Source organism: Marinactinospora endophytica (genome assembly GCF_054780875.1).
Map to the genome: position 1 here is coordinate 83,465 of NZ_BAAGVM010000004.1, position 25,328 is coordinate 108,792.

21 protein-coding genes are annotated in these 25,328 nt (G+C 71.8%); 9 read left to right on the plus strand and 12 right to left on the minus strand.

Annotated features, from left to right (window positions below):
* Positions 1 to 3: 3 nt before the first annotated feature.
* From ACYVHU_RS09345 to ACYVHU_RS09395, 11 genes are all read right to left on the minus strand, one after another.
* Entirely contained in the window at positions 4 to 459 is a 456-nt protein-coding gene (locus ACYVHU_RS09345; protein ID WP_144390072.1) for a TadE/TadG family type IV pilus assembly protein, read from the minus strand.
* Positions 456 to 878, minus strand: a complete 423-nt coding sequence (locus tag ACYVHU_RS09350; RefSeq protein ID WP_078761476.1) for a TadE family protein — start codon at positions 876 to 878, stop codon at positions 456 to 458. The genes ACYVHU_RS09345 and ACYVHU_RS09350 overlap by 4 nt, the downstream gene beginning before the upstream one ends.
* The gene (locus ACYVHU_RS09355; protein ID WP_235000904.1) at positions 875 to 1,270 is read right to left on the minus strand and encodes a TadE/TadG family type IV pilus assembly protein; all 396 of its coding nucleotides are present in this window, start codon (positions 1,268 to 1,270) and stop codon (positions 875 to 877) included. Before ACYVHU_RS09355 ends, ACYVHU_RS09350 begins: the two co-directional genes overlap by 4 nt.
* A 2-nt stretch (positions 1,271 to 1,272) precedes the next feature.
* The gene (locus ACYVHU_RS09360) at positions 1,273 to 1,443 is read right to left on the minus strand and encodes a hypothetical protein (protein ID WP_200813605.1); all 171 of its coding nucleotides are present in this window, start codon (positions 1,441 to 1,443) and stop codon (positions 1,273 to 1,275) included.
* A 42-nt stretch (positions 1,444 to 1,485) separates the two neighbouring features.
* A complete protein-coding gene (locus ACYVHU_RS09365; protein ID WP_235000905.1) occupies positions 1,486 to 2,388 on the minus strand; it encodes a type II secretion system F family protein in 903 nt (300 codons plus the stop codon).
* A gap of 142 nt (positions 2,389 to 2,530) precedes the next feature.
* Positions 2,531 to 3,403, minus strand: coding sequence for a type II secretion system F family protein (locus ACYVHU_RS09370; RefSeq protein ID WP_078761477.1), 873 nt, complete (start codon positions 3,401 to 3,403; stop codon positions 2,531 to 2,533).
* On the minus strand, positions 3,391 to 4,755 hold the full coding sequence (locus ACYVHU_RS09375) for a TadA family conjugal transfer-associated ATPase (RefSeq protein WP_078761478.1): 1,365 nt from the start codon (positions 4,753 to 4,755) through the stop codon (positions 3,391 to 3,393). Before ACYVHU_RS09375 ends, ACYVHU_RS09370 begins: the two co-directional genes overlap by 13 nt.
* Positions 4,752 to 5,495 (minus strand): CpaE/TadZ family protein, encoded by a 744-nt coding sequence (locus ACYVHU_RS09380; RefSeq protein WP_078761479.1) that lies wholly within the window; start codon positions 5,493 to 5,495, stop codon positions 4,752 to 4,754. The genes ACYVHU_RS09375 and ACYVHU_RS09380 overlap by 4 nt, the downstream gene beginning before the upstream one ends.
* A complete protein-coding gene (locus tag ACYVHU_RS09385) occupies positions 5,495 to 6,160 on the minus strand; it encodes an SAF domain-containing protein (protein ID WP_235000906.1) in 666 nt (221 codons plus the stop codon). Before ACYVHU_RS09385 ends, ACYVHU_RS09380 begins: the two co-directional genes overlap by 1 nt.
* 220 nt (positions 6,161 to 6,380) lie before the next feature.
* The gene (locus ACYVHU_RS09390; protein ID WP_498948112.1) at positions 6,381 to 7,241 is read right to left on the minus strand and encodes a hypothetical protein; all 861 of its coding nucleotides are present in this window, start codon (positions 7,239 to 7,241) and stop codon (positions 6,381 to 6,383) included.
* Positions 7,235 to 7,741 (minus strand): hypothetical protein, encoded by a 507-nt coding sequence (locus ACYVHU_RS09395; RefSeq protein ID WP_498948113.1) that lies wholly within the window; start codon positions 7,739 to 7,741, stop codon positions 7,235 to 7,237. Before ACYVHU_RS09395 ends, ACYVHU_RS09390 begins: the two co-directional genes overlap by 7 nt.
* A 975-nt stretch (positions 7,742 to 8,716) precedes the next feature.
* Between ACYVHU_RS09395 and ACYVHU_RS09400 the strand changes: the two genes are divergently transcribed.
* Positions 8,717 to 10,060, plus strand: coding sequence for a S8 family serine peptidase (locus tag ACYVHU_RS09400; RefSeq protein WP_498948114.1), 1,344 nt, complete (start codon positions 8,717 to 8,719; stop codon positions 10,058 to 10,060).
* Between the two features lie 70 nt (positions 10,061 to 10,130).
* Here the strand turns inward: ACYVHU_RS09400 and eccCa are convergent, their stop codons facing one another.
* Positions 10,131 to 14,096, minus strand: coding sequence for a type VII secretion protein EccC (eccCa, locus tag ACYVHU_RS09405; RefSeq protein WP_498948115.1), 3,966 nt, complete (start codon positions 14,094 to 14,096; stop codon positions 10,131 to 10,133).
* 224 nt (positions 14,097 to 14,320) lie between these two features.
* Between eccCa and eccD the strand changes: the two genes are divergently transcribed.
* The 8 genes from eccD to ACYVHU_RS09445 all read left to right on the plus strand — a co-directional run bounded on the left by eccD (position 14,321) and on the right by ACYVHU_RS09445 (position 25,319).
* Positions 14,321 to 15,721, plus strand: a complete 1,401-nt coding sequence (eccD, locus tag ACYVHU_RS09410; protein WP_078761484.1) for a type VII secretion integral membrane protein EccD — start codon at positions 14,321 to 14,323, stop codon at positions 15,719 to 15,721.
* Between the two features lie 4 nt (positions 15,722 to 15,725).
* Positions 15,726 to 17,174 carry a type VII secretion protein EccB gene (eccB, locus tag ACYVHU_RS09415; RefSeq protein ID WP_078761485.1) on the plus strand — a complete coding sequence of 483 codons (1,449 nt, stop codon included), beginning with the start codon at positions 15,726 to 15,728 and terminating at the stop codon, positions 17,172 to 17,174.
* Positions 17,175 to 17,204: 30 nt separating this feature from the next.
* A complete protein-coding gene (locus ACYVHU_RS09420) occupies positions 17,205 to 17,519 on the plus strand; it encodes a WXG100 family type VII secretion target (RefSeq protein WP_078761486.1) in 315 nt (104 codons plus the stop codon).
* Between the two features lie 88 nt (positions 17,520 to 17,607).
* Positions 17,608 to 17,907 (plus strand): WXG100 family type VII secretion target, encoded by a 300-nt coding sequence (locus ACYVHU_RS09425; protein ID WP_235000908.1) that lies wholly within the window; start codon positions 17,608 to 17,610, stop codon positions 17,905 to 17,907.
* 104 nt (positions 17,908 to 18,011) lie between these two features.
* Entirely contained in the window at positions 18,012 to 21,305 is a 3,294-nt protein-coding gene (locus ACYVHU_RS09430; protein WP_498948116.1) for a hypothetical protein, read from the plus strand.
* Positions 21,217 to 21,585 carry a YbaB/EbfC family nucleoid-associated protein gene (locus tag ACYVHU_RS09435; protein ID WP_235000910.1) on the plus strand — a complete coding sequence of 123 codons (369 nt, stop codon included), beginning with the start codon at positions 21,217 to 21,219 and terminating at the stop codon, positions 21,583 to 21,585. The genes ACYVHU_RS09430 and ACYVHU_RS09435 overlap by 89 nt, the downstream gene beginning before the upstream one ends.
* 9 nt (positions 21,586 to 21,594) lie before the next feature.
* Entirely contained in the window at positions 21,595 to 24,801 is a 3,207-nt protein-coding gene (locus ACYVHU_RS09440) for an NHL repeat-containing protein (RefSeq protein ID WP_498948117.1), read from the plus strand.
* A gap of 128 nt (positions 24,802 to 24,929) precedes the next feature.
* Positions 24,930 to 25,319 (plus strand): hypothetical protein, encoded by a 390-nt coding sequence (locus ACYVHU_RS09445; protein ID WP_078761490.1) that lies wholly within the window; start codon positions 24,930 to 24,932, stop codon positions 25,317 to 25,319.
* Positions 25,320 to 25,328 lie beyond the last annotated feature (9 nt).

Genomic DNA, 25,328 nt, shown 5'->3' on the forward strand with positions numbered 1-25,328 from the left:
ACGCTACGCGGTTGGTTCAGAATACGGGCGGGCGCTGGCGGTGCCGTCGACGATGGTGCCCCCGAGCGGCAGCAGGGTGAAGTTGTAGTCGACCGTGCAGGTCACGGTGACGGTGTCGCCGTTGACGCTCACGTCGCCGGTCGCGCCGGAGTTCGACAGGAAGGCGCGGGCGGCGGCGCCGGCCTCGATGGCGTCCAGCCGGGTGGGTTCGCCGGCGCGGTAGGCGGCCATGTCGATCTGCTGGGCGCCGACCCGCGCCGCCTCCTGAGCGAGGATGGCGGCCTGGTTGCGGGCGCGCAGCACGCCGCCGCCGTCGAAGACCAGGCCGAGGCAGAGGATGAACGCCGACGTCATGATGACGACGAAGGCGGTCACCTGGCCACGGTCGCGGCGGGCGGCACGCGGGCCGTCCCGATGCGCGCGGCGCGCACCGGGACGGCCCGACGGTCCGGTGTTCATGGGGTCCCCCGGTAGGTGTCGATAACGGCGGTCGACTCGCCCCGCACGGTGTAGCTGCCGGGCACGTTGAGGGCGGACAGGTCGCTGAGCGACACGTGGCAGCTCAGTGCCGCGGTGACAGCGCCGCCCGGTTCCAGGCCGCCGTGGTCGAGTTCCAGCGTGAAGTCGGCGCAGCGGAGCCCGTGGCTGGCGAGCGCCGCCGCCGCGACCTGCTGGGACGCCGCCTCCGCCTGCGCCACGTCGCGTTCCATTGAAGCGGCGCGGGCGGCGGCGTGCGCCACCTCGTCGGCGGTGCTGCGTGCGCCGGCGACCCGGCCGGCCAGGATCATCAGCAGCGCGAACGAGATCAGCAGCGGGGTCAGGATGGCGAGTTCCGCCGCCGCTGACCCGCGGTCGCGGTGCGCGCCGCGCCGGATCACGGTGCCACCTCGGCCGGGGCCGGCGGGACGAAGCGCTCCACCGGCGCGGTCAGCTCGTGGCGGACCGGCCAGGACATCCCGGGGATGATGGTGGGCACCTCCGCCGACACGACGACGCGCGCGGTGGTGGCTCCGCGTTCGATCACGATGCTCCGTTCGGACAGCATGGACCCGCCGAGGTTGTCGGCGACGGACTCGGCGTAGGACTGGGCGTCGCCCTCCTCGGCGGTCCGCGCCGCGTCGACGGCCCGCTGCGCGACGCTGCTCGCCACGTGGTCGCCGTGCATCCAGATGGCGACCTGGACGACGAGCAGGACGAGCAGCAGCAACAGCGGCGTCGCGATGGCGATCTCGGCGCTGCCGCGGTCGTCGGATCGGCGGTTCGGTCGCACGGTCAGTCCAGGCTGATGGACTCAGCCTTGTCCATCACGGTCGTGGAGATGGCCCCGACCGCGCCGAGGGCGAGCGTGACCAGGAGAGCGATGACGAGCACGGTCTCCGTCGAGTAGCCGTCGTCGCGGCCGTGGGTGCGGCGGCGGAGGAGGAAGGCGCGGATTCGGTTCACGGAATGCTCCTGGATCTTTGTGGTCAATAAGGGGACGGTGGTCTAGAGGCTGGTGAAGACGTGGCTGATGGCCGGGTAGCCCAACAGCACGAGGAAGCCGGCGAACAGCAGCACCACCGGCAGGCTCATCCGTTCGGTGGCGGACTGGGCGTCGGCGTCGAGTTCGGCGAGGTGCTGGGTGCGCAGGGTGCGGGCTTTGGCGGCGAGGGATCCGCGCACGCGGGCGCCGTCGGCTCCGGCGAGTTGCAGGCTCGCGGACAGCTCGGCGAACTCCGTGACGTCGAAGCGGTCCCCGAGCTCACGCAGCGCGACCCACGGGGGCTGGCGGTTGAGGGCGGCCGTGCGCAGCGTGAGGCGGATCTGGGTCATGGCCCAGCCGGTGCTGGCCGTTGAGGCGTCGGTGAGCGCGCCGTTCACGCCGGCGCCGCCGGCGAGGGACACCACGACGAGGTCGGCGAACCCGGCGAGCGCGTGCCGCATGGCCTCGCGGCGTTTGCGTGCCTCGTCCCGCAGCGACAGGTCGGGGGCGAGCCAGGCGATGACCGCGAACAGCGCCCAGGCGCCGACGGCCGGCAGCGGGGGCAGGTCGGCGCCGGCGAAGCTCATCATCGCGCCGATGGCCGGCGGGGCGGCCAGGCCGAGGAGCAGGCTGGTGAACTTCTCGGCGAGGTAGCGGGCGGCGTCGCGGTCGCACACTTCCAGGTCGCGGCGGGTCCGGGCGGTGGGCAGGCCGAGGGTGGAGAGGATCGGGATCCCGATGGTGCCGAGGCGGGCCGCGAAGCCCTCGTTCCCGGTGCCGGCGCGCCGCGCCGGGGCGATCGGCATCGGGTCGGCGAGCCGCTCGGCCAGGCTGGGCCGCGCGAACCGCACGGCCACGACCAGCCACAGGCCGAATCCCACCAGGATTCCGCCGATGGCGGCGAGCAGCAGCGTCTGGGTGCTCATGCGGCGGCACCTTTTCGGGTCGGAGCACCGTGGCCCGGGCGCGGGCGCCGGGCGCACGGAACGGGCACGGGGACGGGGGTGAGCGTGCCGGCAGCCGGGTTCCGCCGCCGGAGGTTCGCAGCCGGGCTGCTGGAGGGGAGCATCAGGCCGGCACCTCCTCGCGCCGCTTGCCGGGAGCGAGGACCCGCGGCCCGAGCTTGGGCCGGGACAGCCGGACCAGCCAGGTGAGGGCGGCGGCCCACAGCACGCCGATACCGCCGAGCACGAGCTGGCCGAGGAAGCCGTCGAACGGCTCCAGGTAGTCGGGGCTGAACAGCATGAGCAGCACCGCCATGCCGAGCGTGACGGCGATGATGATGCGCGTGGAGGTGCGCACCCGGGCGCGGTTGGCGGCGGCGCGGACCAGCATCGCCGACTGCTCGCGGGCGGACTCGGCCAGGGTGCCGAGCAGGGTGCCGAGGTCGGCGGCGTGCTTGGAGGCCGCGGTGCTCAGGGCCGCGGCGACCAGGTCGGCGGTGGGGTTGTCGACGTCGTCGGCGAACTCCGCGAGGGCCTCGTGCGGCGGGCGGCCCAGGCGCAGCTGCTCGCTGAGGCGGGCGACGTCGGCCTGGATGGGCGCCGGCGCGATGGGCAGGGTCGCGGTGATGGCCTGGTGCAGGCCGGAGGCGCCCGCCATCAGGTCGCGGAGCATCTCCGTCCAGGCGGCCACCGCCTCGATCCGCTCCACCTGCTGCTGGTGGTACCGGTCCGGGCCGAGCATGGCGGGCAGCCACCAGCAGCCGACCCCGGCGAGGAGCCCGGCGACCGGCCAACCGGTGACGGTCCACACGGCGACGGCGCCGACGATGGCCACCGTGAGCTTGAGCGGCCGGCCCTGCTCGAAGGGGGCGGAGCGCAGCCGGCGCAGCCTGCGGCCGGCCTCGGGGTCGGCGAGCGCGGCGAGGACCAGCCAGACGCCGGCGCCGATGACGGCGCCGGCCGCGATGACGGCGATGGTCTCGATCACACGGACCACCCGCTCACGTCGGCGTCCACGCGGAGCAGGGAGGTGTCGAAGCCGGCCTCGACCAGCGCGTCGATGGTCTCCGGTCCGGGCGGGGCGGCGGGCAGGGCCCGGCCGTCGGGGCCACGGCGGTAGATCTCGTTGGAGACGACCTTGCGGTCTTCGGCGCCGACGACTTCGCGGACGCTCGTCACCCGCCGGCCGCCGGTGGGCGAGGCGGACACGTGCACGACGAGGTGCACCGCCGAGGCGACCAGGGCGGCGGTCGCCTCCAGGGGCAGCCGCTCGGCGGATTGCGCGGCGTAGGCGCCGAACTTGGTGAACGCGCCGGCGGAGTCGCTGGCGTGCAGCGTGGTGAGGCTGCCGTCGTTGCCCTGGCTCATGGCGTTGAGCAGCGGCACGGTTTCGTGGCCGCGCGTCTCGCCGACGATCACCCGGTCCGGCGACATGCGCAGCGCGGTCCGCACCAGGTCGGCGATGGTGATCTCGCCGACGCCCTCGATGTTGGCGGGGCGGGCCTGCAGGGCGACGCAGTCGGGGTGGGCGGCGGTGTCGCGGTCGAGGCCGAGCTCGAAGACGTCCTCGATGGTGACGAGCCGCTCGCTGGGCGGGATCTCGGAGGCGATGGCGCGCAGCAGCGTGGTCTTGCCCGCGCCGGTGCCGCCGGTGATGACCATGTTGCGGCGGGAGCGCACGGCGGCGCGGAGCAGGGCGACGAGGGTGTCGTCGAGCGTGCCGAGTTCGCGGAGGCGCTCCAGGGTGGTGCTGGTGTAGCGGTGCCGCCGGATGGAGACGGCGGGTTCGCGGGCCACCTCCATGATGGCGTTCATGCGCTCGCCGCCGGGCAGCGGCATGTCGAGGATGGGGGCGCCGGGGTCGAAGCGCCGCTCGCCGGTGGTGGACTCGGCGGCGATGCGCCGCACCAGGGCGATGAGTTCCTCGGGGCTCTGGAAGACGGCGGGCCGCTGTTCCCTGCGGCCATCGGCGTAGCGGACCCACACCTTGGTGCCGTTGATGTTGATGTTCTCGATCTCGGGGTCGTCCAGCAGCGGCTGGAGCGGGCCGAGGCCGGACACCTGGGCGAGCACCCGCCGGGCGATCATCGACTCGGTGTCGGGATCGAGCACCGGGCGGCCTTGGGCGAGCGCGTCGCTGGCCACCTGGTCGAGGATCTGGGCGATGACGCGCTCGGCGCGGCGGCGGTGCTCGGGGCCGGTCTCCTCGGCGCCGTCGCGCATGGACGCGCTGAGCCGCCGGGTGGCTTCGGCCGCGACCCAGGTGGTCCACTCGTCGACCTGCCGCAGCAGGTCGCGGTCGACGACCTGGCCCGGGTCCTCGTGGAAGGGGATCTCGTCAGTGCTCATGCGGCCGTCCCCGTGGGCTGCGGGTCCGCCGGCGCGGGCTCGGCCAGGTGCCCGGCCAGGGTGGCGGCGGCCTTGAAGAGCGGGCGGCGCTGCGGGCGGGAGAGACGGCGTTCGCCGCGCAGGAAGGCGGCGGCCTTGTCGTCGGGGCCGATCTGGGCGAGCACCGGGATGCCCATGACGTTGGCGATCTCCTTGGCGGACTCCGCGCCGCCGACCACGACGAGCCGCAGGCGGCTGAAGGACTCGGTGAACGCCGGGGCGGACTCCTTGACCCGGCGCAGCTGGGCGGTGTCGTCGCGGGTGACGAGGAGCGCGGTGTCGGCCTGCAGTGCCAGCCGCGCGGTGGCGGAGCGCGGGGCGAGGCGGCCGAGGTCCGCGATCACCGCGGGTCCGGGGCCGGTGGCGAGCGTGGGGTTGTTGTCGGCGAGCAGCCGGACCGCTCCGCCGGCGCGGTCGGCGGTGACGGGGGCGACGCAGACGGGCAGGCCGCCGGGCAGGGTCTGGGTGTGGGCGCTGGGCCCCTCGCCCGCGCCGGACTGGCGGTGCCGGGAGGCGGCGGCGAAGTCGGTCAGTCCCGGGGAGGCGGGCAGCCGGTGCCAGGTGCCGATGTCGCCGCCGGCGGCGTCGGCCTCGACCAGCACGGCCCCGGACTCGTCTGGCCACACGCTGGCCAGCGCCATGGCGAGCGTCGTCACGCCCGGGGCGCCGCCCAGGGAGAAGAGCGCCACGGTGCGGGGCATCAGGCGCCCCCGTTCGGGGAGACCTGCACCACGGTGATCTGCTCGGCCGCGGCGGCGGCGGAGATCTGCGCGGCGTCGGCGGCGTCGACGACGAGTTCGATGACGGCCGGGCCGTCGGCCGCGGCGGCCTCGAAGGTCTGCACGTGGGCGGGGTACGCCTCGACTCCGGCGCCGCGGGCGCCGCCGGCCTGGCTGTTGGTGACGACGACCGACACCTGCGCGCCGGCGCGCAGGGAGACGGGGAACCGGCCGGGCGGCAGGGAGGCGCCGACCATGGCCTGGCCGGCCTCGGGGTAGCCGGCCTCGGCGCCGAGCGCGGTTTCGGGCAGGACGGCGCCCTCGGTGACCGGGACAGTGAGGGTGCGGCCGATGGTGGCGGCCAGCTGGTCCTCGCCGACCACGGAGAGGTCGTCGGTGCCGGAGAGCCGCGCGACCCGCAGGTCGCTGGCCGTGACGACGTGGCCGGCGGGCAGGTCGCCGCTGGCGACGAGGACGCCGCGGCGTTCGTCGAGCCCCTCGACGGCGAAGGCGGCCACCAGGCTGCCGGCCGCCATGAGCGCCACGCCGAACCCGAGCCAGCGCCAGCGCCGTGGCCCGCTGCCCAGCAGCCGGACCGGGGTCCCGCCGGCGGCGGGTGGCTTGGGTCCGGTCGTCGCTGTCTCCACCAAACTCTCCTCGTAGATCTGTGTCCGGGGGCGGGCGCCCCCGGCGGGTGCCGTCCGTGGCTTCCGCCGCGCGGCGGCTCCGGCCGAAAGGACCGGAGCGCGCCGGGTGTCACGGGGCGGACGGCACCCGGGGGTCGGTCGGGTCCGCTGGCGTGGCCGCCGCCCGGGGTGGGGGCTGGCCCGGGCCTCTGCGGGCCGGGCCGGCGGCGCGGGCGGCCCGTTAGTTCTGTCCGGCGTCGGTGACCAGGCTCTGCGACTCCTGGACCCGCAGGTCGATCTCCGACGATGTGGTGATGGGCGCCATCTCGCCGCTGCCGCCGTCGGAGGAGTCCCAGTCGACCCCCCAGGAGATTTCGGCGCGCACGGTGAACGTCTCGTCGGGTTCGCCGATCGAGGAGCGCTCGTAGACGTGACCGCAGTCGGGCGATTCAGCGTCCGGCTCGTGCTGCTGCGGGTCGAAGGGGGTGCCCGGGCCCTCGCAGACCATCTCGGTGCCGTCACCCAGGATCCACTTGACCTGGGTGGGGGTGGCGGTGATGTTCAGGGACCAGCCGGGGATGACGGCGCTGGCGGTGGCGGGCTCCCACGACTCCTGGTCGAGCCAGAACCATACCGGCGTGCGGACCAGGATGGGCGAGTCGGGGCTGGGGGAGGTGACGATCTCGGGGGCGGGGACCTCGAAGGAGTCCATGGACTCCTGGATGAGCAGCTCGGGGTCCACCGGCGGCTCGCCTTCTTCGCCCTGGCCGCTGTAGTCGATCGCGTCCCAGTCGATCGCGTCCCAGTCCACCGCGTCCCAGTCCACCGCGTCCCAGTCGATGGCATCCCAGTCGATGGCGTCCCACTCGGAGCCGCCGCCGGGCTGGCTGCCGCTCTGGCCGCCGGTGCTGGGGGTGCCCGGGGAACCGCCGCGCTCCTGGAGCCAGCGCAGCAGGACCGAGCAGCCGGATCCGCCGTTGGTGCCGCACTCGATCTGGCTGAGGAAGGAGGAGGACGAGGTGGGCTGGGCGTGCGCGGGGGACGCGCTCATCATCGCGATCGCCGTGATCGCCACCGCGGTGGCGGAGGTTCGTCTCAGCATGTGCCGGGCTCCCAGATTCGCAGTTCGGAAACGCGCCAGACGAGTCCGTCGTGGGTGACGTCGGCGTCGACGCGACGTTGCCCTCCTCCCCCGCCCCCGGGACCGATGGCCCAGGCCGAGTCGTCCAGGCAGTCGGTGATCTCGGCCTGTCCGGGCTCGGCGATCTCGACCTCGGGGTTCAGGACGGGTTCGCCGGACACCTGGGCGCCGGCGGCGTCCTCAAGGGCCTGGCGCATGAGGATGAGGGCACCCCCGGTGGCGTACCGGTCGAGTCCGTCGGGATCGGCGTCGCCCTCGTGTGAGGCGGCGACGACGAGGTCCCACATGTCGGTGTACGCCTGGAGTGCCGCTTCCTCGGCCGCGACGGTGGGGCTGGGGACGGCGGGGGTGGCCGCGGAGTCGGCCGCGGGCTCCGTGGAGCTGCCGCAGCCGGCGGCGAGGAGGAGCACCGCGGCGCATCCCACCGCGGTCGTCCGGCGGCCCGCGCTGGAGGCCCTCATCTCCTCACCCCTGTTCCATCCGTTCTGACCAGCGGCATTCCAGGGTGTGGGGGCGGAAATGCGCTGGCTCCAAACGGTGTCGGGTACCGATTTTTCGACCGGCTCCGGCCGTTCCTTCGGCCTTTACCGTGAGCGATCCTAGAGGGCGGAATGACTAAAGGCAACCATTACTGGAAAGTATGACCGGACCGAAATACGGACGCGCGGTGACGCTGTCCCGTGCCCCCTCCCCGGTGGGACGGAGCACAGCCGGGCGCCGGGGGATCACGCGCTGCACGACACTGGCTCCCCAGCCCAGCAGGGGTTTCCGCCACGCGGCCGCCACACCGACGACTGGCGGCGTGGGCGGCGGCCGGGGTGCGGGCGCCGCGCGTTTCCGTTTCCCGCGCAGCCGAATATTCGGCCACGTTTCACCCGCCGATCACGTTCACCGCGACCGGCGGATGCAGCTGGATGTCAGAAATGAAAATGGCGGGTTAATTCGAGTCGCTGCCGACTCCATTTCTTTATCGAAATGCCATCTCCTGGCGGCGGCCGTGTCTGGGCGGGCATGCCACGGGGGAAGCCCGCAGCCGCTCCCACCTGGGGCGGGACCCATTGGGGCCGATCCGGCCACTCACCACCCCAAGGCAGGCGTATGTGGCATCATATGCTCTTCCCGTTGGCTTCACATGAGCCCAGGAAAGTGGCGCACCTCACACACGCCCGCGACCTGGAAATTCGCGCCGTTCATCTTCGGGACACCACGTATTCCCATGTCACCGCTCGTCCGGCGGTAAGAGAACTCTGGCAGTGCGGCGAGCCCGCAGCCGGCCTCGCCGCCCCGGCGGTCCCCGTCCCCGTACACCCCGGGCCCGGAGCCGACCGGGGGACACTAGCACCCGCGGGACGCCCGGGCGCACATGGCTAGAGTGTTCGAGCCCCGAGCCCGAACGGCAGCCTGGAAAGGGAACCCTGCCGATGGAGTACCGGACCATGACGCGGCACGCCCCCGTGCGCGGGCGCCGTTCGCCGGGGGCCCGGCGCGCGGCCGTGCGCGGCACCGCCGCCGTCGCGCTGCTCGCCCTCGTTCCGGTGGCGGCCCCGGCGCACGCCGCAAGCACCGAGCCCTCCGCCTCCCCCAGCGCCGCCCCCTCCGCCTCCCCCAGCGCCGAACCGGCCGCGCTACCGCAGATCGCCTCGCTCAAGGCGGCGGACGACCCCTGCGTGAGCGCCGGCACCGACGTGGTGGCCGAGGCGCCGTGGACGCACAACGCGCTCGGGCTGGCCGAGGCGCACGAACTGAGCCGTGGATCGGGCACGACCGTCGCCGTCCTCGCCACCGGCGTGGAGGACGGCGCGGGGGCGCTCTCCGGCGCGGTGTCCGGCGCCGGCACCGACTGCCTCGGGTTCGGCAGCTTCCTCGCCGGGCTCGCCGCCGCCCGGCCGCAGTCCGACAGCGGATTCGTCGGTGTCGCGCCGGGCGCCCGGATCACCGCCGTGCCGACCGGCGAGGACGACACCGGTCTCACCTCCGCCGGCCAGATCGCCTCGGGGATCCGGGACGCGGTCGCCGCCGGCGCCGACGTGATCCTGGTCGGCACAGCAGCGCTGGCGGGCTCCGAGGCGCTCGACTCGGCGGTGGCCGCCGCCGTCGACGCCGACGCGGTCGTCATCGCCCCGTCGACGGCGAATGGCCCCGACGGCCCGCTGCCCGGCTACCCGGCGCAGAACCCCGACGTGCTGAGCGTGGCGGCGCACGACGTGGCGGGCGTCCCGGTGCGCGAGGCCCCGGTCACCGGGGAGGACGGCGAGACCGCCCGGGTGGACGTAACCGCGCCCGGCGACCGGGTCATGGGGGTGGGTCCCGGCGGGGACGGGCACTTCGTCAGCGCCGGTGACGGGGTGGCCGCCGCGTTCGTTGCCGGCACGGCGGCGCTGCTGCGCTCCCACGCCGCCAGCCTGACCGAGGCCCAGGTGCGGGAACGGCTCGCCGCGACCGCCTACGCCTCCCCCGATGGCGCCGATGACCCGCTGTCCGGCCACGGCCGGATCGACCCGCTGGCCGCCCTGACCAACCAGCCGGCCGCCGGCGACACCCGCGTGGCGGGTGACGAGTTCGTCCCCGACCCGTCGCCGCGTGGCTCGGTGGAGGCCGCCACCACGGCCGCGGTGGCTGGCGCCGCCGCGTTCGTCGTCGTCTTCTCGGTGCTGACCGGGGCCGTCCTGCGCAAGGGGCGGGCCCGCAAGTGGCGGCCGGCGGCGGCCGGCGAGCGCCCGCCGGACATCGACACCCGCTGGGGTCCCGGGCGGACGGTCCCGGACCGCGACGATTCCTGACCGGGCTCGCCGTCCCGGCGTCCGCGCCGCCGTGGCCGCTGCTCCCGCACCGGCCACGGCGGCGGTTCCGTCACTCGTCCCAGGGGCTGCCCTCGGCGATGGCGAGCTGGACCTCCACCGGGTCGCGCCGGGAGATCCACAGCGCCCGGCCCGGCGGCAGCTTCTGCGCCCGCACGTTGCCGAACAGCATGCCCTCCGACGGCGGGGTGGACAGCATGATCGTCGGGGTGTTGCCGTCGATGAGCCCGCGCAGGACCGGATCCATCGAGGCGCGCCCGAAACCACCCGCCGCGTGCACCACGATCAGGTGCAGGCCGATCTCGGCGCCCTGCGAGAGCATCGGGAGCAGCGGGGTCAGCGGTCCCGGCCCGCTGCCACTGACCATCTCCAGGTCGTCGACGATGAGGAACAGCTCCGGCCCGGTCCACCAGTCGCGCTTGCGGATGCGGTCTGGGGTGATGTCGGGGCCGGGAAGCCGCTCCTTCATGGCCCCCGCGGCGGCGGCCATCATCTCGCGCGCCGGGTCAGCGGCGACCGCGTAGCCCAGCTGCATCTCCGGCGGGATGGCGTCGTACAGCTCGCGGCGCTGGTCCACGAGCACCACCCGCGCGGTGTTCGGGTTGTAGTGGGTGCGGATGGCGTTGGTGATGTGCCGCAGCAGCGTGGTCTTGCCGGTCTCGGTGTCGCCGACCACAAGCAGGTGCGGGGTGGCGGAGAAGTCGTGCCAGAACGGCCGCATCCGGCGGCTCTCCAGCCCGAGCGCGATCTTGAGGCCGGTGGGGGTGAGCTCGGCCGGGGGCAGCTCCGCCGCGCGCAGCTTGAGGGGCAGGGTACGGACCGGCGGCGCCGAGGGGCCGTCCCAGGCGGCGCGCACCCGTTCGACGATCTCGTTCATGCCCTCGGAGAGGCTGACGGGGTCGGCGCTGCCATCGGCACGCGGCAGGCCGGTGAGGAAGTGGTGCTGGTCCTCGGTGAGGCCACGGCCGGCGATCCGGGGCACGGTCTTCGCCTTGCGCATGTTGATCATCGAGTCGACGGAGTCGCCCAGCCGCAGTTCGAAGCGCGTGCCCATCAGGTCGCGCACCCCGCTGTGGAAGTCGGACCAGCGCGGCGAGGACGCGACGACGTGCACCCCGTAGTTGAGGCCGCGCTGGGTGATCTGCACGATCGGCGCGATGAGGTCCATGAAGTCCTGGCGGATGGTGGACCAGCCGTCGATGACGAGGAAGACGTCACCGTAGGGGTCGTCGGCGAACTCCCCGGCGGCGCGGCGGCGCCGGTAGGTGTTCATGGAGTCGATGCCGTGTTCGGCGAACTGCGCCTCGCGGCTGTCGAGCAGTTCGGTCAGCTCCATGATGGTGCGGTTGATGCGGCGGGCGTCGGTGCGGCCCACGACGCTGCCGACGTGCGGCAGGCTGCTGAGCGCCTGCAGCACGCCACCGCCGAAGTCCAGGCAGTAGAACTGCACCTGGGCCGGGGTGTTGAGCACCGCGAGGGAGGTCATGAGGAGGGCGAGCAGGGTGCTCTTGCCGCTCTGCGGGCCGCCGGCGATGCCGACGTGGCCGCCGGCCCCGGTGAGTTCGGCCGTGAGCGGCTGCCGCAGCTGCTCGAAGGGGCGGTCGATGATGCCGAGCGGCACGGTCAGCTTGCTGCTCTCAGACCAGAGGAGGCCGCCCTCCGGCAGGGTGACGCCCATCATGGACAGCAGCTCGTCGATGAGCGGCGGGACGCCGAGCGGCGGCAGCCACACCTCGCGGGCGGGCGGGCCCTGCTGGTACAGCCGGGCGAGCGCCACGCCAAGCAGCGGCTCGGCGGTCTCCTCCGTGGTCTCCTCTTCCTCGACCTCCTGGACCGGCGCCCGGCCCGGCACGTAGGCATCCAGGAACGGCACCATGTCGGCGAGGGCTTCGCTGCGGGCGGTGCTGCGTTGCCGGGCGTGGTACGGGCCGGACACGTAGGCGGCCTTGAACCGGGTGAGGGTCTCGGTGTCGCTCTTCAGGTACCCGTTACCGGGCGCGGAGGGGAGCTGGTGGGCGTCGGGGACGCCCAGGACGCCGCGGCTCTCGATGGCGGAGAAGGTGCGCAGGCCGATCCGGTAGGAGAGGTGGCTCTCCAGCTGGTGCATGCGCCCTTCGTCGAGGCGCTGGGAGGCGAGCAGCAGGTGCACGCCGAGGCTGCGCCCGAGCCGGCCGATCATGACGAACAGGTCCATGAAGTCGCGGTGCGCGGCGAGGAGCTCGCTGAACTCGTCGACGACGACGAACAGCGTGGGCATCGGCTCCATGGTGGGGTCGGCCTGCCGCGCCTTCTCGTACTCGTGGATGGAGCTGTAGTTGCCGGCGGCGCGCAGCTGTTCCTGACGGCGCACCAGTTCGCCGTGCAGGGCGTCCTGCATGCGCTCCACGAGGATGGCTTCGTCGGCGAGGTTGGTGATCAGCGCCGAGGTGTGCTGGAGGCGGTCAAGGCCGATGAAGGTGGCGCCACCCTTGAAGTCGACGAGGATGAAGTTGAGCGTCTCGGAGGAGTGGGTCAGCGCGAGGGCGAGCACCAGGGTGCGCAGCAGCTCGCTCTTTCCGGACCCGGTGGCGCCGATCAGCATGCCGTGCGGGCCCATGCCGCCGAGCGCCGACTCCTTGAGGTCGAGCTCCAGGGGCGCGCCGTCGGCGGTCATCCCGATGGGGACGCGCAGCCGGTTCTTCGGATGCAGCTCCGACCACATCCGGTGCACGTCGTGGTTGTGCAGGTTGGGGATGCCGAGCAGCGTGGTCAGCTCGAAGTCGGTGGTCAGCGGCTCGGTGATCTCCTGGGCGACGCTGACCCGGTAGGGGGCGAGCAGCCGGGCGAGGCTCTCGGCGCGGGTCCGGCTGAGCTGGTCCGGCCGGCCGAGCGGGGAGTACACGGGACGGCCGCTGTGGTCCTGGGAGATCATCTGCAGCCGGTCGCGCGCCACGTCCAGCGCCAGGGTGTAGGGGTCGTACTCGGGCGGCAGGGGGTCGTCCACGTCGATGATGACGGCGTTGCGGAACCCGCCGCCGGTGAAGCGTGACCCGGGCGGGATCTGCCCGCCGTCCACGATGATCACCGTGTACGGCTCGTCGCGGCTGGGGACGGCCGCCGGGTCGAACCGGGGGCGGTCGGCGAACTCCTCGCCGATGAGCCCCTCCAGTTCGACGGCGTCCTGCGCCAGCAGCCGCATCGGGCCAGCGCCGTCGTGCTCGGTGGGGTGCTGGGCGTGAGGCAGCCACTTCAGCCACGACCAGTGGGCGCGGCGGTCGTCCGCGACGCAGGCGGCGACCCGCAGGTCGTCGTGGGTGTGGAAGACGACGAGCTGGCCGATGAGCGCCCGCACCATGGCCCGGGACGCCTCGGCGTCGCCGCGCAGCGACATGTGCGCGTAGCCGCGCAGGTAGACCGAGATGGGCTGGTTCTCCACGGTGGCGTAGGCCCGGATGAACCGGCGCAGGGCGTGCGCGCTCAGCGGCTCGAGGTCCTCGACCGGCTTGGAGGAGACCGGGGAGATGGTCATGCTCATCTCCTGCTCGCCGACGGCCAGCCGGACCTCGGCGAAGTCGTCGTCGGTGGAACGGCGTTCCCAGAGCCGGGAGGTGCGGACGATGGACCAGAGCGCGTCCGGGTGTGGGGCGCGCCACAGCATGGCGTCCCGCTGGTCGATGACGACCTGGCGGAGCCGGGTGCGCATCTGGCCGAGGTAGCGCAGGTAGTCCCGCCGGTCGTCGTTGAGTTTGTGGCGGCGTTCCAGAATGGTGCGCACGTACTGCCCGGCGAGCATGAGCACCGCGCCGGTGAGCATCATGCCGCCGACGATGTAGGGCATCACCCCGTTGCCGGATCCGCCGGGCCGGATGAACAGCATCATCATGGCCAGTGAGGTCATCGCCATCGGCAGATACATGAAGACCGACGAGACGCTGGACTGCATCTCCGGCAGTTCCGGCGGCTCTTGCAGGCTGATATCGCCGGAGGGCATGTCGGGCCCGGGACGCCTCGGGGGCCGGCGGATGAGGATGGTGCTCACAGAATGATGTCCTCCTGCACCACCATGGGGGCGGTCTGAGATGAAATGTCCGTATTGGTGCTACGCGTGGCAATGACGAACTACAGCACGCGCCCAAAACGGTATCGTTACGACTTAAGGTCACATGACCAAAATCTTGGTCTCACCCAATTCCAAAAGGGGTGGGGCGATGTTAACGTCCTCCCCGTCTGCCGCGCAGTCCCGCACCCCACGAGTAGGCCCGTATGAGCGACCCCACCGCCACGGAGCTGTGCCGGCTGGTGATTCGAGCCCCCAGCCGGTCCTTCGAGATCGCCGCCCCCTCCGACGTGCCGATCGCCGAGCTGCTGCCCACCTTCGTGCTGTACGCCGAAGGAGACGAGGGCGAGGACCTCGACGAGAGCGGCCTGGAGCACGACGGCTGGGTGCTGCAGCAGCTCGGGGACGACCCCCTGGACGAGGACGAGACGATCCGCTCGCTCGGCCTGTGCCACGGCGAGACGCTATACCTTCGGCCCCGCCGGGACCAGCTTCCCCCTATCCACTTCGACGATCTCATCGACGGTGTCGCCAACGGCATGGCCGAGCGCCCCGACCGGTGGCGCCCGGCCTTCACCCGGATGCTGCTCCAGGGCCTCGGCCTGAGCGTGCTGTTCCTCGGGCTGGCTGTCCTCTACCTGGGCGGCGCCGGCCACCTGACCGCACTGATCGGGGCTTCCTCCGCGGTACTGATGCTGCTCGCCGCCTGGGCGTCCTCCCGGGCGATGGGCGACCCGCTCGCGGCCACCGGCCTGGCCGGCGCCGCGCTCCTCTACATGACGCTGGCCGGCGCCGCCATGCCCACCGGGGAGCCCGGCACCACGCTGCTCGGCGCCCGGATCCTCACCGGATCCATGGCCGGCGCCGGGGCGACCGTCCTCGGCCTCGCCGCCGTCGCCGGGTCGGTGCCGTTCTTCCTCGGCGCCCTCGTCGTCCAGATCTTCGGTGTCCTCTTCGCCGTCTTCCTGATGTTCCTGCCCAGCGCGACCCTGTCCGGCTGCGCCGGCCTGGTGGGGCTGCTCGCTCTGCTGGTGAGCACCTTCGCCCCGCAGCTCGCCTTCCGCATCTCCGGAATGCGGCTGCCACCGCTGCCGGGCAACCCCAAGCAGCTCCAGGAGGCCATCGAGCCCTACCCGGCCCGCGACGTCCTGGACCGGACCCGGCTCGCCGACGGCTACCAGAGCGCCCTGCTCGCCTCCACCGGCCTGGTCCTCGCCGGCTGCCTGGTGATTCTGGCCCGCGCCTCCGGCTGGGTGCCCATCACGCTGTGCATCGTGGCCGCGCTGATCATGCTGCTGCAAACGCGCGGGCTGGCCAGCGCCTGGCAGCGGATGTTCATGGTGGCGCCGCCGTGTGCGGGGCTGACCGCCCTGCTGTTCTCCTTCGTCTGGGACGCCGAGGTGCTGGCCCGGCTGCTGACCCTGCTCGGGCTGTACGCCGTGGTCACCTCGCTGGCGCTGGTCTCGTGGACGCTGCCCGGCCGCCGCCCGCTGCCGCACTGGGGACGCGCCGCGGAGATCATCCAGTCGCTGCTCGCCGTGGCGCTGGTGTCCCTCGTGCTCGGCAACCTGGGCGTCTTTACCGCCCTGCGCGGGATCGGCGGGTGACCCTGTGCAGACACGACGCGACCGGGTCCAGGCGCACACCTTCGTGGTCGGGCGGCTCGGCACGGCCATGCTCGAAGCCGACCCCGACGCGGTGGACGCCCCAATGCGCCGCACCCGCACCGGCTCCTTCATCGGGCTGGCGATCGGTGCGCTGCTGTGCGTGGGTTTCCTGGTCTTCGGGCTGATCTTCCCCGGCGGTGCCCAGTCCTGGCGGCAGGAAGGCCGGCTCATCATCGAGAAGGAGACGGGCGCCACCTACCTCTACTCCGGCGGCGTGCTGCGGCCGGTCGCGAACTACGCCTCGGCCCGGCTGATCCAGGGCGCGGAGATGACGGTGGCATCGGTGTCCAGCGCGTCCCTGGAGGGCGTGCCCAAGGGCGGCACGGTGGGCATTGCCGGCGCGCCCGACACGCTGCCGGCCCCGGAGGGCGACCCGCAGACGTGGCTGCTGTGCGCCATCCCGCCGACGTCCGAGTTCGACGCCCGCACGGCCCTGACCGTCACATCGGGGGCTGATGTGGCCGCCCTCCCCTCCGACTTCGGGGTGCTGGTCGCCGACCCCGAGGGCGGCCGCCACCTGCTCTGGCGCGGCACCCGGCTGCGGCTCGACACCGACAACGGCGCGCTGGAGGCGCTCGGCTACGGCACCAGCCCCGTCCTACCGGTGACCAGCGCCTTCCTCGACACCGTGCCGGCCGCGCCCGACCTCGCCGCCCCCACCGTGAGCGGTCTGGGCGAAGAGGGACCGGCCATCGCCGGACGCCCGGCCACCGTCGGCCAGATTTTCGTCGTCAGCGGCGACGGGCAGCCAGACCAGTACTACCTGCTCACCCGCGACGGGCTGGCCCCGCTCACCGCGACCGAGTCCCGGCTGCTCCTCACCCACCCCGCCGTGCGGGCCGGCGCCTACGGAGGCGAGACTCCGGCCGCTATTTCGCTCACCCCCGCCGACCTCCGGGGCGTTCTCGCCGAGGACAGCACCATCGACCGCCCCGAGGACAGCCCGCTCCCGGCCAGCCCGCCGGAGCTGGTCCCCCTGGACGGCGACACCGCCTGCCTGCGGCTGGGTGACGACGGCGGACTCGGCCTGGCGATCCGGCCGGTCAGTGACATCCAGGCGTGGCCGGTGCAGGAGGCGCCCGAGATCGCCCCCGGCTGCCCCACCCCCGACCTCATGGGCATCCCGTCCGGCGGCGGCGCCCTCGTGGAGGCACGGCCCGTGGGCGGCAGTACCGAGACCCCGACCTACTACATGGTCACCGACGCCGCTGCTAAGTTCCCCGTGTCAAACCCCGACACGGTCGGCGCCCTCGGTTTCGATCCGGGCGCGGCCACCCCCGTGCCGACGTCGTTGCTGAGGCTGATCCCCACCGGCCCACTACTGGCTCCCGATGCCGCGCCGCTTCCCCTGGCGCAAAATCCGGAACCACCGCAGACCGACTGTCCCGAGTGAACCGATCGACGACCGAAAGGACCGGGTCCCATGAACCAGATGCAGAATCTTGACGCCGCCAACCAACAGGCGGCGGATGCCCTGGAGACCTCGCACACCACCTGCAACAACGTCTACACCAGCGTCGACGCCGCCCGCGACACCCTGCGGGGCTCCTGGGCGGGTGGCGCCGCGAACAAGTACTTCGAGGCCCTCGCCCTGTGGCTGGAGGAGCTGCGGATCATCACCAACGAGATGAACAACATGATCGGCAACTACGGCGGCACCGTGCAGCAGATGCACGCGGTGGAGGACGAGAACATCGTCCAGGCGTCGAGCTGGAACAACGTCCTCAACCCGAACTAACCGTCATCGCACCGGCTCGGGACGGGTACGTCCACGCGCCACCCCCAGTGCCCCCGGCTCTCCACCCCCACACGCAGGAGGATGCTCCATGACTGACGGCTTTTCCATGAAGTACCAGGGCGCGGCGCTGACCGAGGACGCCCTCCGCCAGCAGACCGAGGTCGTCGCGAAGGCGATCGAGGACCTCGCCGCGCGCATGCAGGTCATCAAGCAGCAGAACATCGGTTTCGCGTCGGACGAGTTCGACACGGCGGTCGCCAAGTGGCGGCTGCACGTCGATGACATGCGCACGCTGCTGAACAGCGGGCAGCTCGCGCTCGGCAACATCGCGCAGAACTACAACGCGACCGACCGCCGCGAGGCCGCCCGGTGGCAGGCCCTGCAGTAGTGACGCCCCGGAGGGCGGTTCCGGGCGACCGTCCGTGACCGCCCTCCCCCATCGGTGACCGGCCCACGCGGGGCCGGTTGGGTGACAACAGCGAGGAGGAGCCCGTGCCCGAGCTGCACGAGACCATGAACATCTTCGCGGACTCCAAGGAGGACGGAGCGCACCCGCCCATGCCCGCGATGAGCGAGGTCACCAAGGAGCCCTGGCTCACGCACGGGTACTACCACTTCGGCAAGGTGTGGAACTGGCACAAGTTCGAGAACATGAACTTGTGGTTCAGCTGGAACGAGACGGTCGGTTACTACACGACGACGGACTATTCCGGTTACTGGTTCGAACCGAATCTGTACGCGGCGGACTCGATCGAGAACAAGTTCCGGCAGCGGCTGATCGACCTGCGCAACGTCATGGTGGTCGGCACCTCGGTAAGTTCCCAGAACTACTCGACCCAGACGCACTGGGACATCGCGTCCCTAATCGCGAAGGCGGACGACTTCTTCGTCACCCAGCGCGACGGCATCTTCGAACAGTTCAAGAAAATCGACGTCCCGGACAGCCCGATGCAGGGCGACGGCGCCGCAGCGTTCGCCGCCCACCTGTACAAGCTGGGCACCTACCTCGAGTCGCTGACCCAGCAACTGGACGCCTTCCACAACGCCGTCAACGATGTGCGTCCGGGCATCTTGAGCGCGATCAGGACGCTGGCTCAGCAGATCGACAACTGGAACGCCAACTACAAGGGCATCTACGACCTCGTCTACGACTGGTACAACACCGCCAACGCCAACATCCGGTTCAACGAACCCCGTGACCAGATGGAAGTCCTCGTCAACCCGGACACGAACGACTGGGGCATCGTGGGTGACGCGCCGACCGACGCCCGGGTCAACGCGCTGCTGCACGACCGCTGGCGGAAGCAGCTCGACGGCGTCGTCGACGCCGCCGTAGAGCTGCACGAGAAGATGGGCACCCACTACGACTCCATCGCCGGCCGGGTCCCGCGCATCCTCCCTATCGCGGGCAACCAGCCGCCGGGGTACACACCGCCTGGCGGCGAGGGCGGTCCGGGCGGTCCGGGCGGTCCCGGCGGCGACAATCCGTGGAATGACCCGCCGGACTGGCTCAACGAGTACCTGAACACTCCGCCGCCCAAGCTGGAGTTCGGTCCGCCGCCGGACTACCAGGTCCCGCCCCCTCCGGGCCCGGGGCCGGGCAGCGGCATGCCGCCGCCTGGCGGCGGCAACTTCCAGCCGCCCCCCATGCAGTCCTTCAGCGGCCCGGGGGCGGGCAGCAGCATGCCGCCCCCGCCCGGAAGCGACTACCAGCCGCCGCCCATTGAGTCCAGCGGCCCGGGGGCGGGCAGCAGCATGCCGCCCCCGCCCGGAAGCGACTACCAGCCGCCGCCCATTGAGTCCAGCGGCCCGGGGGCGGGCAGCAGCATGCCGCCCCCCGGTTCCTTCGGTGGGCCGGGGAACAGCAGCGTGCTGCCACCGCCCCCCGACTACAGCGGCCCGGGGGCGGGCAGCAGCATGCCGCCCCCCGGTTCCTTCGGTGGGCCGGGGAACAGCAGCGTGCTGCCGCCGCCCCCCGACTACAGCGGCCCAGGCGCCGGCAGCGGCATCACCCCGCCACCCGGCGACGGCACCATCGTGCCGCCGCCGCTGTACTCGGGCGGGCCCGGTGGCGGCAGCGGCATGACACCGCCGCCCTCCACTCAGCGGGGCAGCAACCGGACACCGTTCCCGGTCGACCCGGATACCGGGCTGCCCATCGACCCCGACACCGGCCAGCCCTTCCCCGTCGACCCCGACACCGGCCTGCCCTACGACCCGGACACCGGGCTGCCCGTCGCGATCGACCCCGACACCGGCCAGCCGACGCCGATCGACCCGATGACGGGTCAGCCGATCACGAGCAGCGGTCCGGGCAGCGGCGGCTTCCCCGGCGGGTTCCCCACGGACCCCGGCACGGGGCTGCCTCTCAACCCGGACACCGGCCAGCCCTTCCCCGTCGACCCGGACACCGGGCTGCCGTACAACCCCGACACCGGCCTGCCCATCGCCCTGGACCCCGACACCGGCCAGCCCTACCCGATCGACCCGATCACCGGCGGGCCGGTCGATCCGGACACCGGACTGCCGATCCAGTTCGACCCGGAAACCGGCGACCCGGTGGGCATCGACCCCATTACGGGGCAGCCGATCACCAGCAGCGGTCCGGGCAGCGGCGGCTTCCCCGGCGGATTCCCCACGGACCCCGGCACGGGGCTGCCTCTCAACCCGGACACCGGCCAGCCCCTCCCGATCGACCCCGACACCGGACTGCCCTACAACCCCGACACCGGCCTGCCCATCGCCCTGGACCCCGACACCGGCCAGCCCTACCCGATCGACCCCGACACCGGACTGCCGTACGACCCGGACACCGGACTGCCGATCCAGATGGACCCGTCCACCGGCCAGCCGGTGGGCATCGACCCGATGACCGGCGAACCGATCACCAGCAGCGGCCCCGGCGTGGGGAACTTCCCCATCGATCCCGACAGCGGCATCCCCATTAACCCGGAGACCGGCGAGCCGTTCCCCATCGACCCGGAGACGGAGCTGCCGTACAACCCGGACACCGGCCTGCCGGTGCTCGTGGACCCGGACACCGGCGTTCCGTTCCCCATCGACCCGAACACGGGGTTGCCGTATGACCCGGATACCGGGTACCAGATGGCGTTCGATCCCGACACCGGGGAGACCTACGCGGTCGATCCCACTACCGGATTGCGGATCGACCCCGATACCGGGCAGCCCATCACCAGCAGCGGTCCGGGCAGCGGCTCCGGTCTCCCGAGTCCGCCGCGCATCGAGATCCCGGAGTACCGTCCCTCCACGACCAGCGGGGGCCCCGGATCCGGCGGCTTCGGCGGCGATGGGCAGGCCCCCGGAACGTCCGACCGCTCGAGCATGTTCGCCGGGCCCGGAGGGCAGAACGGCGCGGCCGGGCCGACCGGCGGCCCCGGTGAGAGTGGCTTCCTGACCGCCCCAAACCCCGGCGGACCAGGTCAGATGCAGAACGGGACCGGCGCCCCCATGGGCGGCATGCCGCCCATGATGCCGCCGAACATGGGCGGGCAGAACCAGCAGGACCGCAGCCGTTCGACCTGGCTGTCCGAGGACGAGCGGGTCTGGGGCACTGCCGGCAAGGACCGCAAGTCCGTCCTCGGGCGTCCCGTACCTGGCGAAGAGAAGAAGGGAGCGGCACGTGAGTACATCGATGCCCGAACAGGTGGAGCAGGCACTCGCACGTCTTCGGACGCAGATGGCGGAGTTCGCGCAGGCAAACGCAAGCCTGGAATCGGCAACCGAAGAGGTCGTGTCCAAGGATCGGGCGGTGAGCGCGAAGGTTAACGCCAAGGGCGAACTGGTGGAACTGAAGTTCCCCACCCAGAAGTACCGCCAGATGGCGCCTGCGGAGCTGGCCCAGGCGATCAAGGACGTCATCGAGCGCGCCCGTACCCAGATGTCCGCGCACGTCGCGGAAACCCTCGGCCGGTTCGCTCCGGAAGGCGTGAACATGGCCGACGCGATGAACGGCCAGATCAACCCGACGCAGATGATGAGCAAACTCGACCTCCCCTTCATGGGCACGGACGTGCCCGGCAGGAGCGAACGCCCCGAAGTGGGCTAGGAGACGACCATGACCGAGAACCGGGACAGCTCCACCCCTGTGCCCTCTGAGGAGGGCGATGCGAGTTCGCCGCGCGAGGTGCTGCGGACCGTCGCCATGATGGCGCCGGTCGCGGCTTCGGCCGGTGACAGCGTCAGCTCCGATCCCGCGACCGGGGAGCTGCACATCACGCAGGACGACGGGGACGTCACGACGCTGGACCCCGGCGGCAAACAGGTCCACGTCGACGATGAGACGGGCATCATCACCGTGGGCGCGGACAGCGACACGACCGTCGAGGCGTTCCGCGCCTTCAAGCAGACCATGCCGCGGCATGAGCTCCGGCAGGGCTCCTCGTACTCCAGCCAGCCTGGCCACGGTGGCGGCGACGGCGGCGGCTCGTACGGAGGTGGACAGCAGCAGGCCGGCGACGAGCAGGTCACGCAGCAGTACACGCCGATGACGGAGTCGGTGGACACCGCCACTGTGTTCGCGCGTGCCCTGCACCCGCAGCGGGAACCGGCGCAGCCGGTGGAGGACATCAGCGTGCCCGCTTCCGAGGGGGAACCTCAGCAGCGGCTGCTGCGCGGCGAGCAGACGCTGCACCAGCCCATGGAGCCCATCCCGGACAAGGGGGTCGCGGCGAAGAGCGAGCCGGTGATCCCCATCAGCACCGACGCCGCGGGCGAGGAGCGGTCCCCGAGCATCGAGATCGATCCGGAGACCGGGCTGGTCACCGTCGACAGCGGCACGGGTGTGGTGCACCTCGACCATGGCGACCACGACATCGAGCTGGATGCGGAGACCGGGCAGTTCACCGCCACGCCGGAAGGCAGCAAGGTGGTGTCGCCTCCCGGGCAGGTGAGCATCGACCCCGACAGCGGGCTGCTCACCATCCTGCACAGCGGCGGCAAGGTCGTCGTCGACCCGGCGACCGGCGAGGTCACCCTCGACTCCGAGGGCGCGTTCGAGATTGACCCGGAGAGCGGCCGGCTGACGATGGGCGACCCGGCGGCGCTCGTGGCCGAGGACGCCGGCTTCGCCGACGGGGAGCCGCTGGTGCCCAACCCCGGCGAGGTCATGGTCCGCGTCGACCCCGACACCGGACTGATCCAGGTGTACCGGCACGAGGGCACCATCACCATCAACCCCGAGGACGGCGCGGTCGGCGTCGAACTCGGCGACGGCTCCGTGAGTGTCGACCCGGAGACCGGCCAGGTCATCGTTACCCCCGCCGAGGAGGAGCAGGCGGAAGGTGGCGGCGGCGACGGGCAGTCCGCCGGTGGCGGGTCCGATGCGCAGGACGGCGACGAGGACCAGGCGGCCGACGATCAGTCCAAGACCGTGCCCGCAAACAACGACCGGTCCACCGAGGGCCAGGTCACCGTCCCGGAGCAGAACACTCCGCACATCCCGAGCAAGACGGTCCCCTCCGGAGAGCAGGAGACCGGAGATGACGATGCCGCGGCCGATTCGGACGCCGTCACCCCCGGGGAGTCGTCCTCCTTCGCTCCACCGTCGTACAGCCCCCCCGGCACGTCGTCCCCGCCGATTTCCCAGTCCGGGGACCCCGCGCCGGACGGTGGCTCCGGCACCGCCACGGAGGAGCCCCAGGACGAGGAGTCCACGGGTAACGAGGAGAACGCCGCAGGGCAGACGACGCCCGGAGGCTCCGCTGGCGACACCTCAGGGGACACGTCCGGGAACGGGCAGACCGGGCAGTCCACGCCGACCGAGCACGTGGGCAACACGCCGCCGGCCACCTCGGAGTCGGAACCGGCCCATTCGATCGCCACCAACCCCGAAACGGGCGCGGCCGAGATCGACTACGGGAACGGCACCGTCAGCGTGGACCCCGCCCTGGGTGACGTGGAGAAGGATCCGGAGACCGGGGACCTGGTCTTCACCCCGGCGAATGGCGACCCCAACTCCACCGGCCGGGTCAGCATCAACCCCGAAACGGGCAAGATCGCCCTGGGGCCGAACGGCAACGTGACCATCGACCCGGGGACGGGCGAGGTCACGATGGACAGCGGCAACGACCGGGTCCGTATCGACCCGGAGACGGGCGAGCTCATCATCGGTGACCCCGAGGACACCGCGGGGCACGACGACAGCTCCGCGGCTGGCGGGGAATTCACACTGGGAGAGGGCGACGCGCAGATCAGCGTCGATCCGGAGACCGGTGACATCATCGTCGACCGTCCCGACGGCCGGCTCATCGTCGACCCGGAAACCGGTGCGGTCCGGGCCGATCTGGACGACAACGAGCTGACGGTCGATCCGGAAACGGGCGAGCTCACGCTCACCCCGCCGGCGGAGGATTCCGCGGAGCAGCCGGGAGACAGTAGCCAGGGTGCTACCGGCCAGAGCGAATCTCCTGGCGGCAGTGGAGAATCGTCGGCCGGGACGGGCTCGTCCGATTCTCCCGGCGGAGGGGCCTCCACTTCCGATCCTGTCCAGACCCTCCCGCGTCACGTTATGAGCACCCGGCCCGTCTCGGAGGACGGCGAAGAAGGCACCGGCGAGGAGGAGGAGTCGGCTGGGACGGGCTCGTCCAGCTCACCCGGCGGAGACGACTCCACCTCCAGCTCGTCCGGGGAAGAAGAGGAAGAAGAAGAGGAAGAAGAAGACGACTCCGGTGAGCCAGACCCGCGTTCGGAAGATGAGCCCGAGCCCGTCGACGACAAAAAGGGCAACGGCGAGGAAAAGGGGGAAGGTGAGGGCGGAAACGGCGCGGGCCAGAACGGCGAAGGCTCCGAGACCTCCGGCGACGTCACCACGATCGCGTTCAGTGAGATCAAGAAGTTCAACAAGGACTTCGTGATCGGGATCCGGGACGCCGCCGCCGCACACAAGCTGGAACTGCAGCCGTACCAGGACGGCGGCCCGCACCTCCTCTGCGGAAATCCCGAGCACCTCCCCATCATCTCCACTCTCCATAAGCAGGTCGACCAGGGCCTGAAGGACATCTACAAGGAGCTGGACAAGCTGGAGGTGAAGATGACGGAAATCTCCGCCCAGCTGCACGAGAGTGTCCTCCGCTGGTCCGACCTGGAGGACGACCAGGAACTCACCGCTGCGGAGATCACCGCACTCATGGGACAGCCGTTCGGCTCGCAGAGCGGTACCGGCGGCACTGGTGGTATCGGCGGCTTTGGTGGTACCGGCGGTACTGGCAGCACCACCAGCGGCAACGGCAACGGCAACACCCAGAACGACGAGGAGGCAGAGTAGAAAGGGCGTAATCTACCTTTCGCCCCCACTCGTCCCCCACGCCCCCATCGGGCACCGCGGACGGCGCGGCGTGTGATCATGTGGCAGGAGACGGCACGCCGCGCCCGACAGAACGGAAAGGATAGGCGGTGTCAGGAGAAGAATTCAGCGCCAACCCCGATGAACTCGGCCGGGCCGGCAACGAGATCTACGACCTCGGCAACTTCGTCCACAAGCTGCGCACCGATCTGATAGCACAGCGCGCCAATATCGGTGATGCCTGGGACGAGACGGACGGGCGGGAAGAGGAGATCGAGCGTTCCCTGAAGGAGAACCTCACTCCGATGATCAAGAACCACGACGGACTGCTGGAGTCGCTGGTGACCGCCTTCAACGACACCGCCGACTACACCCTCGTCATGAAGCGGCGTTTTGAGCTCTCCAACGAAGCCGCTACCGACTTCGCCGACCAGTGGCAGAGCAGCATCACCGATTCCGGCACCACCCCCGGCGGTGGCGACGGCGGCCGGAGAGGGTGACGTAGTCCG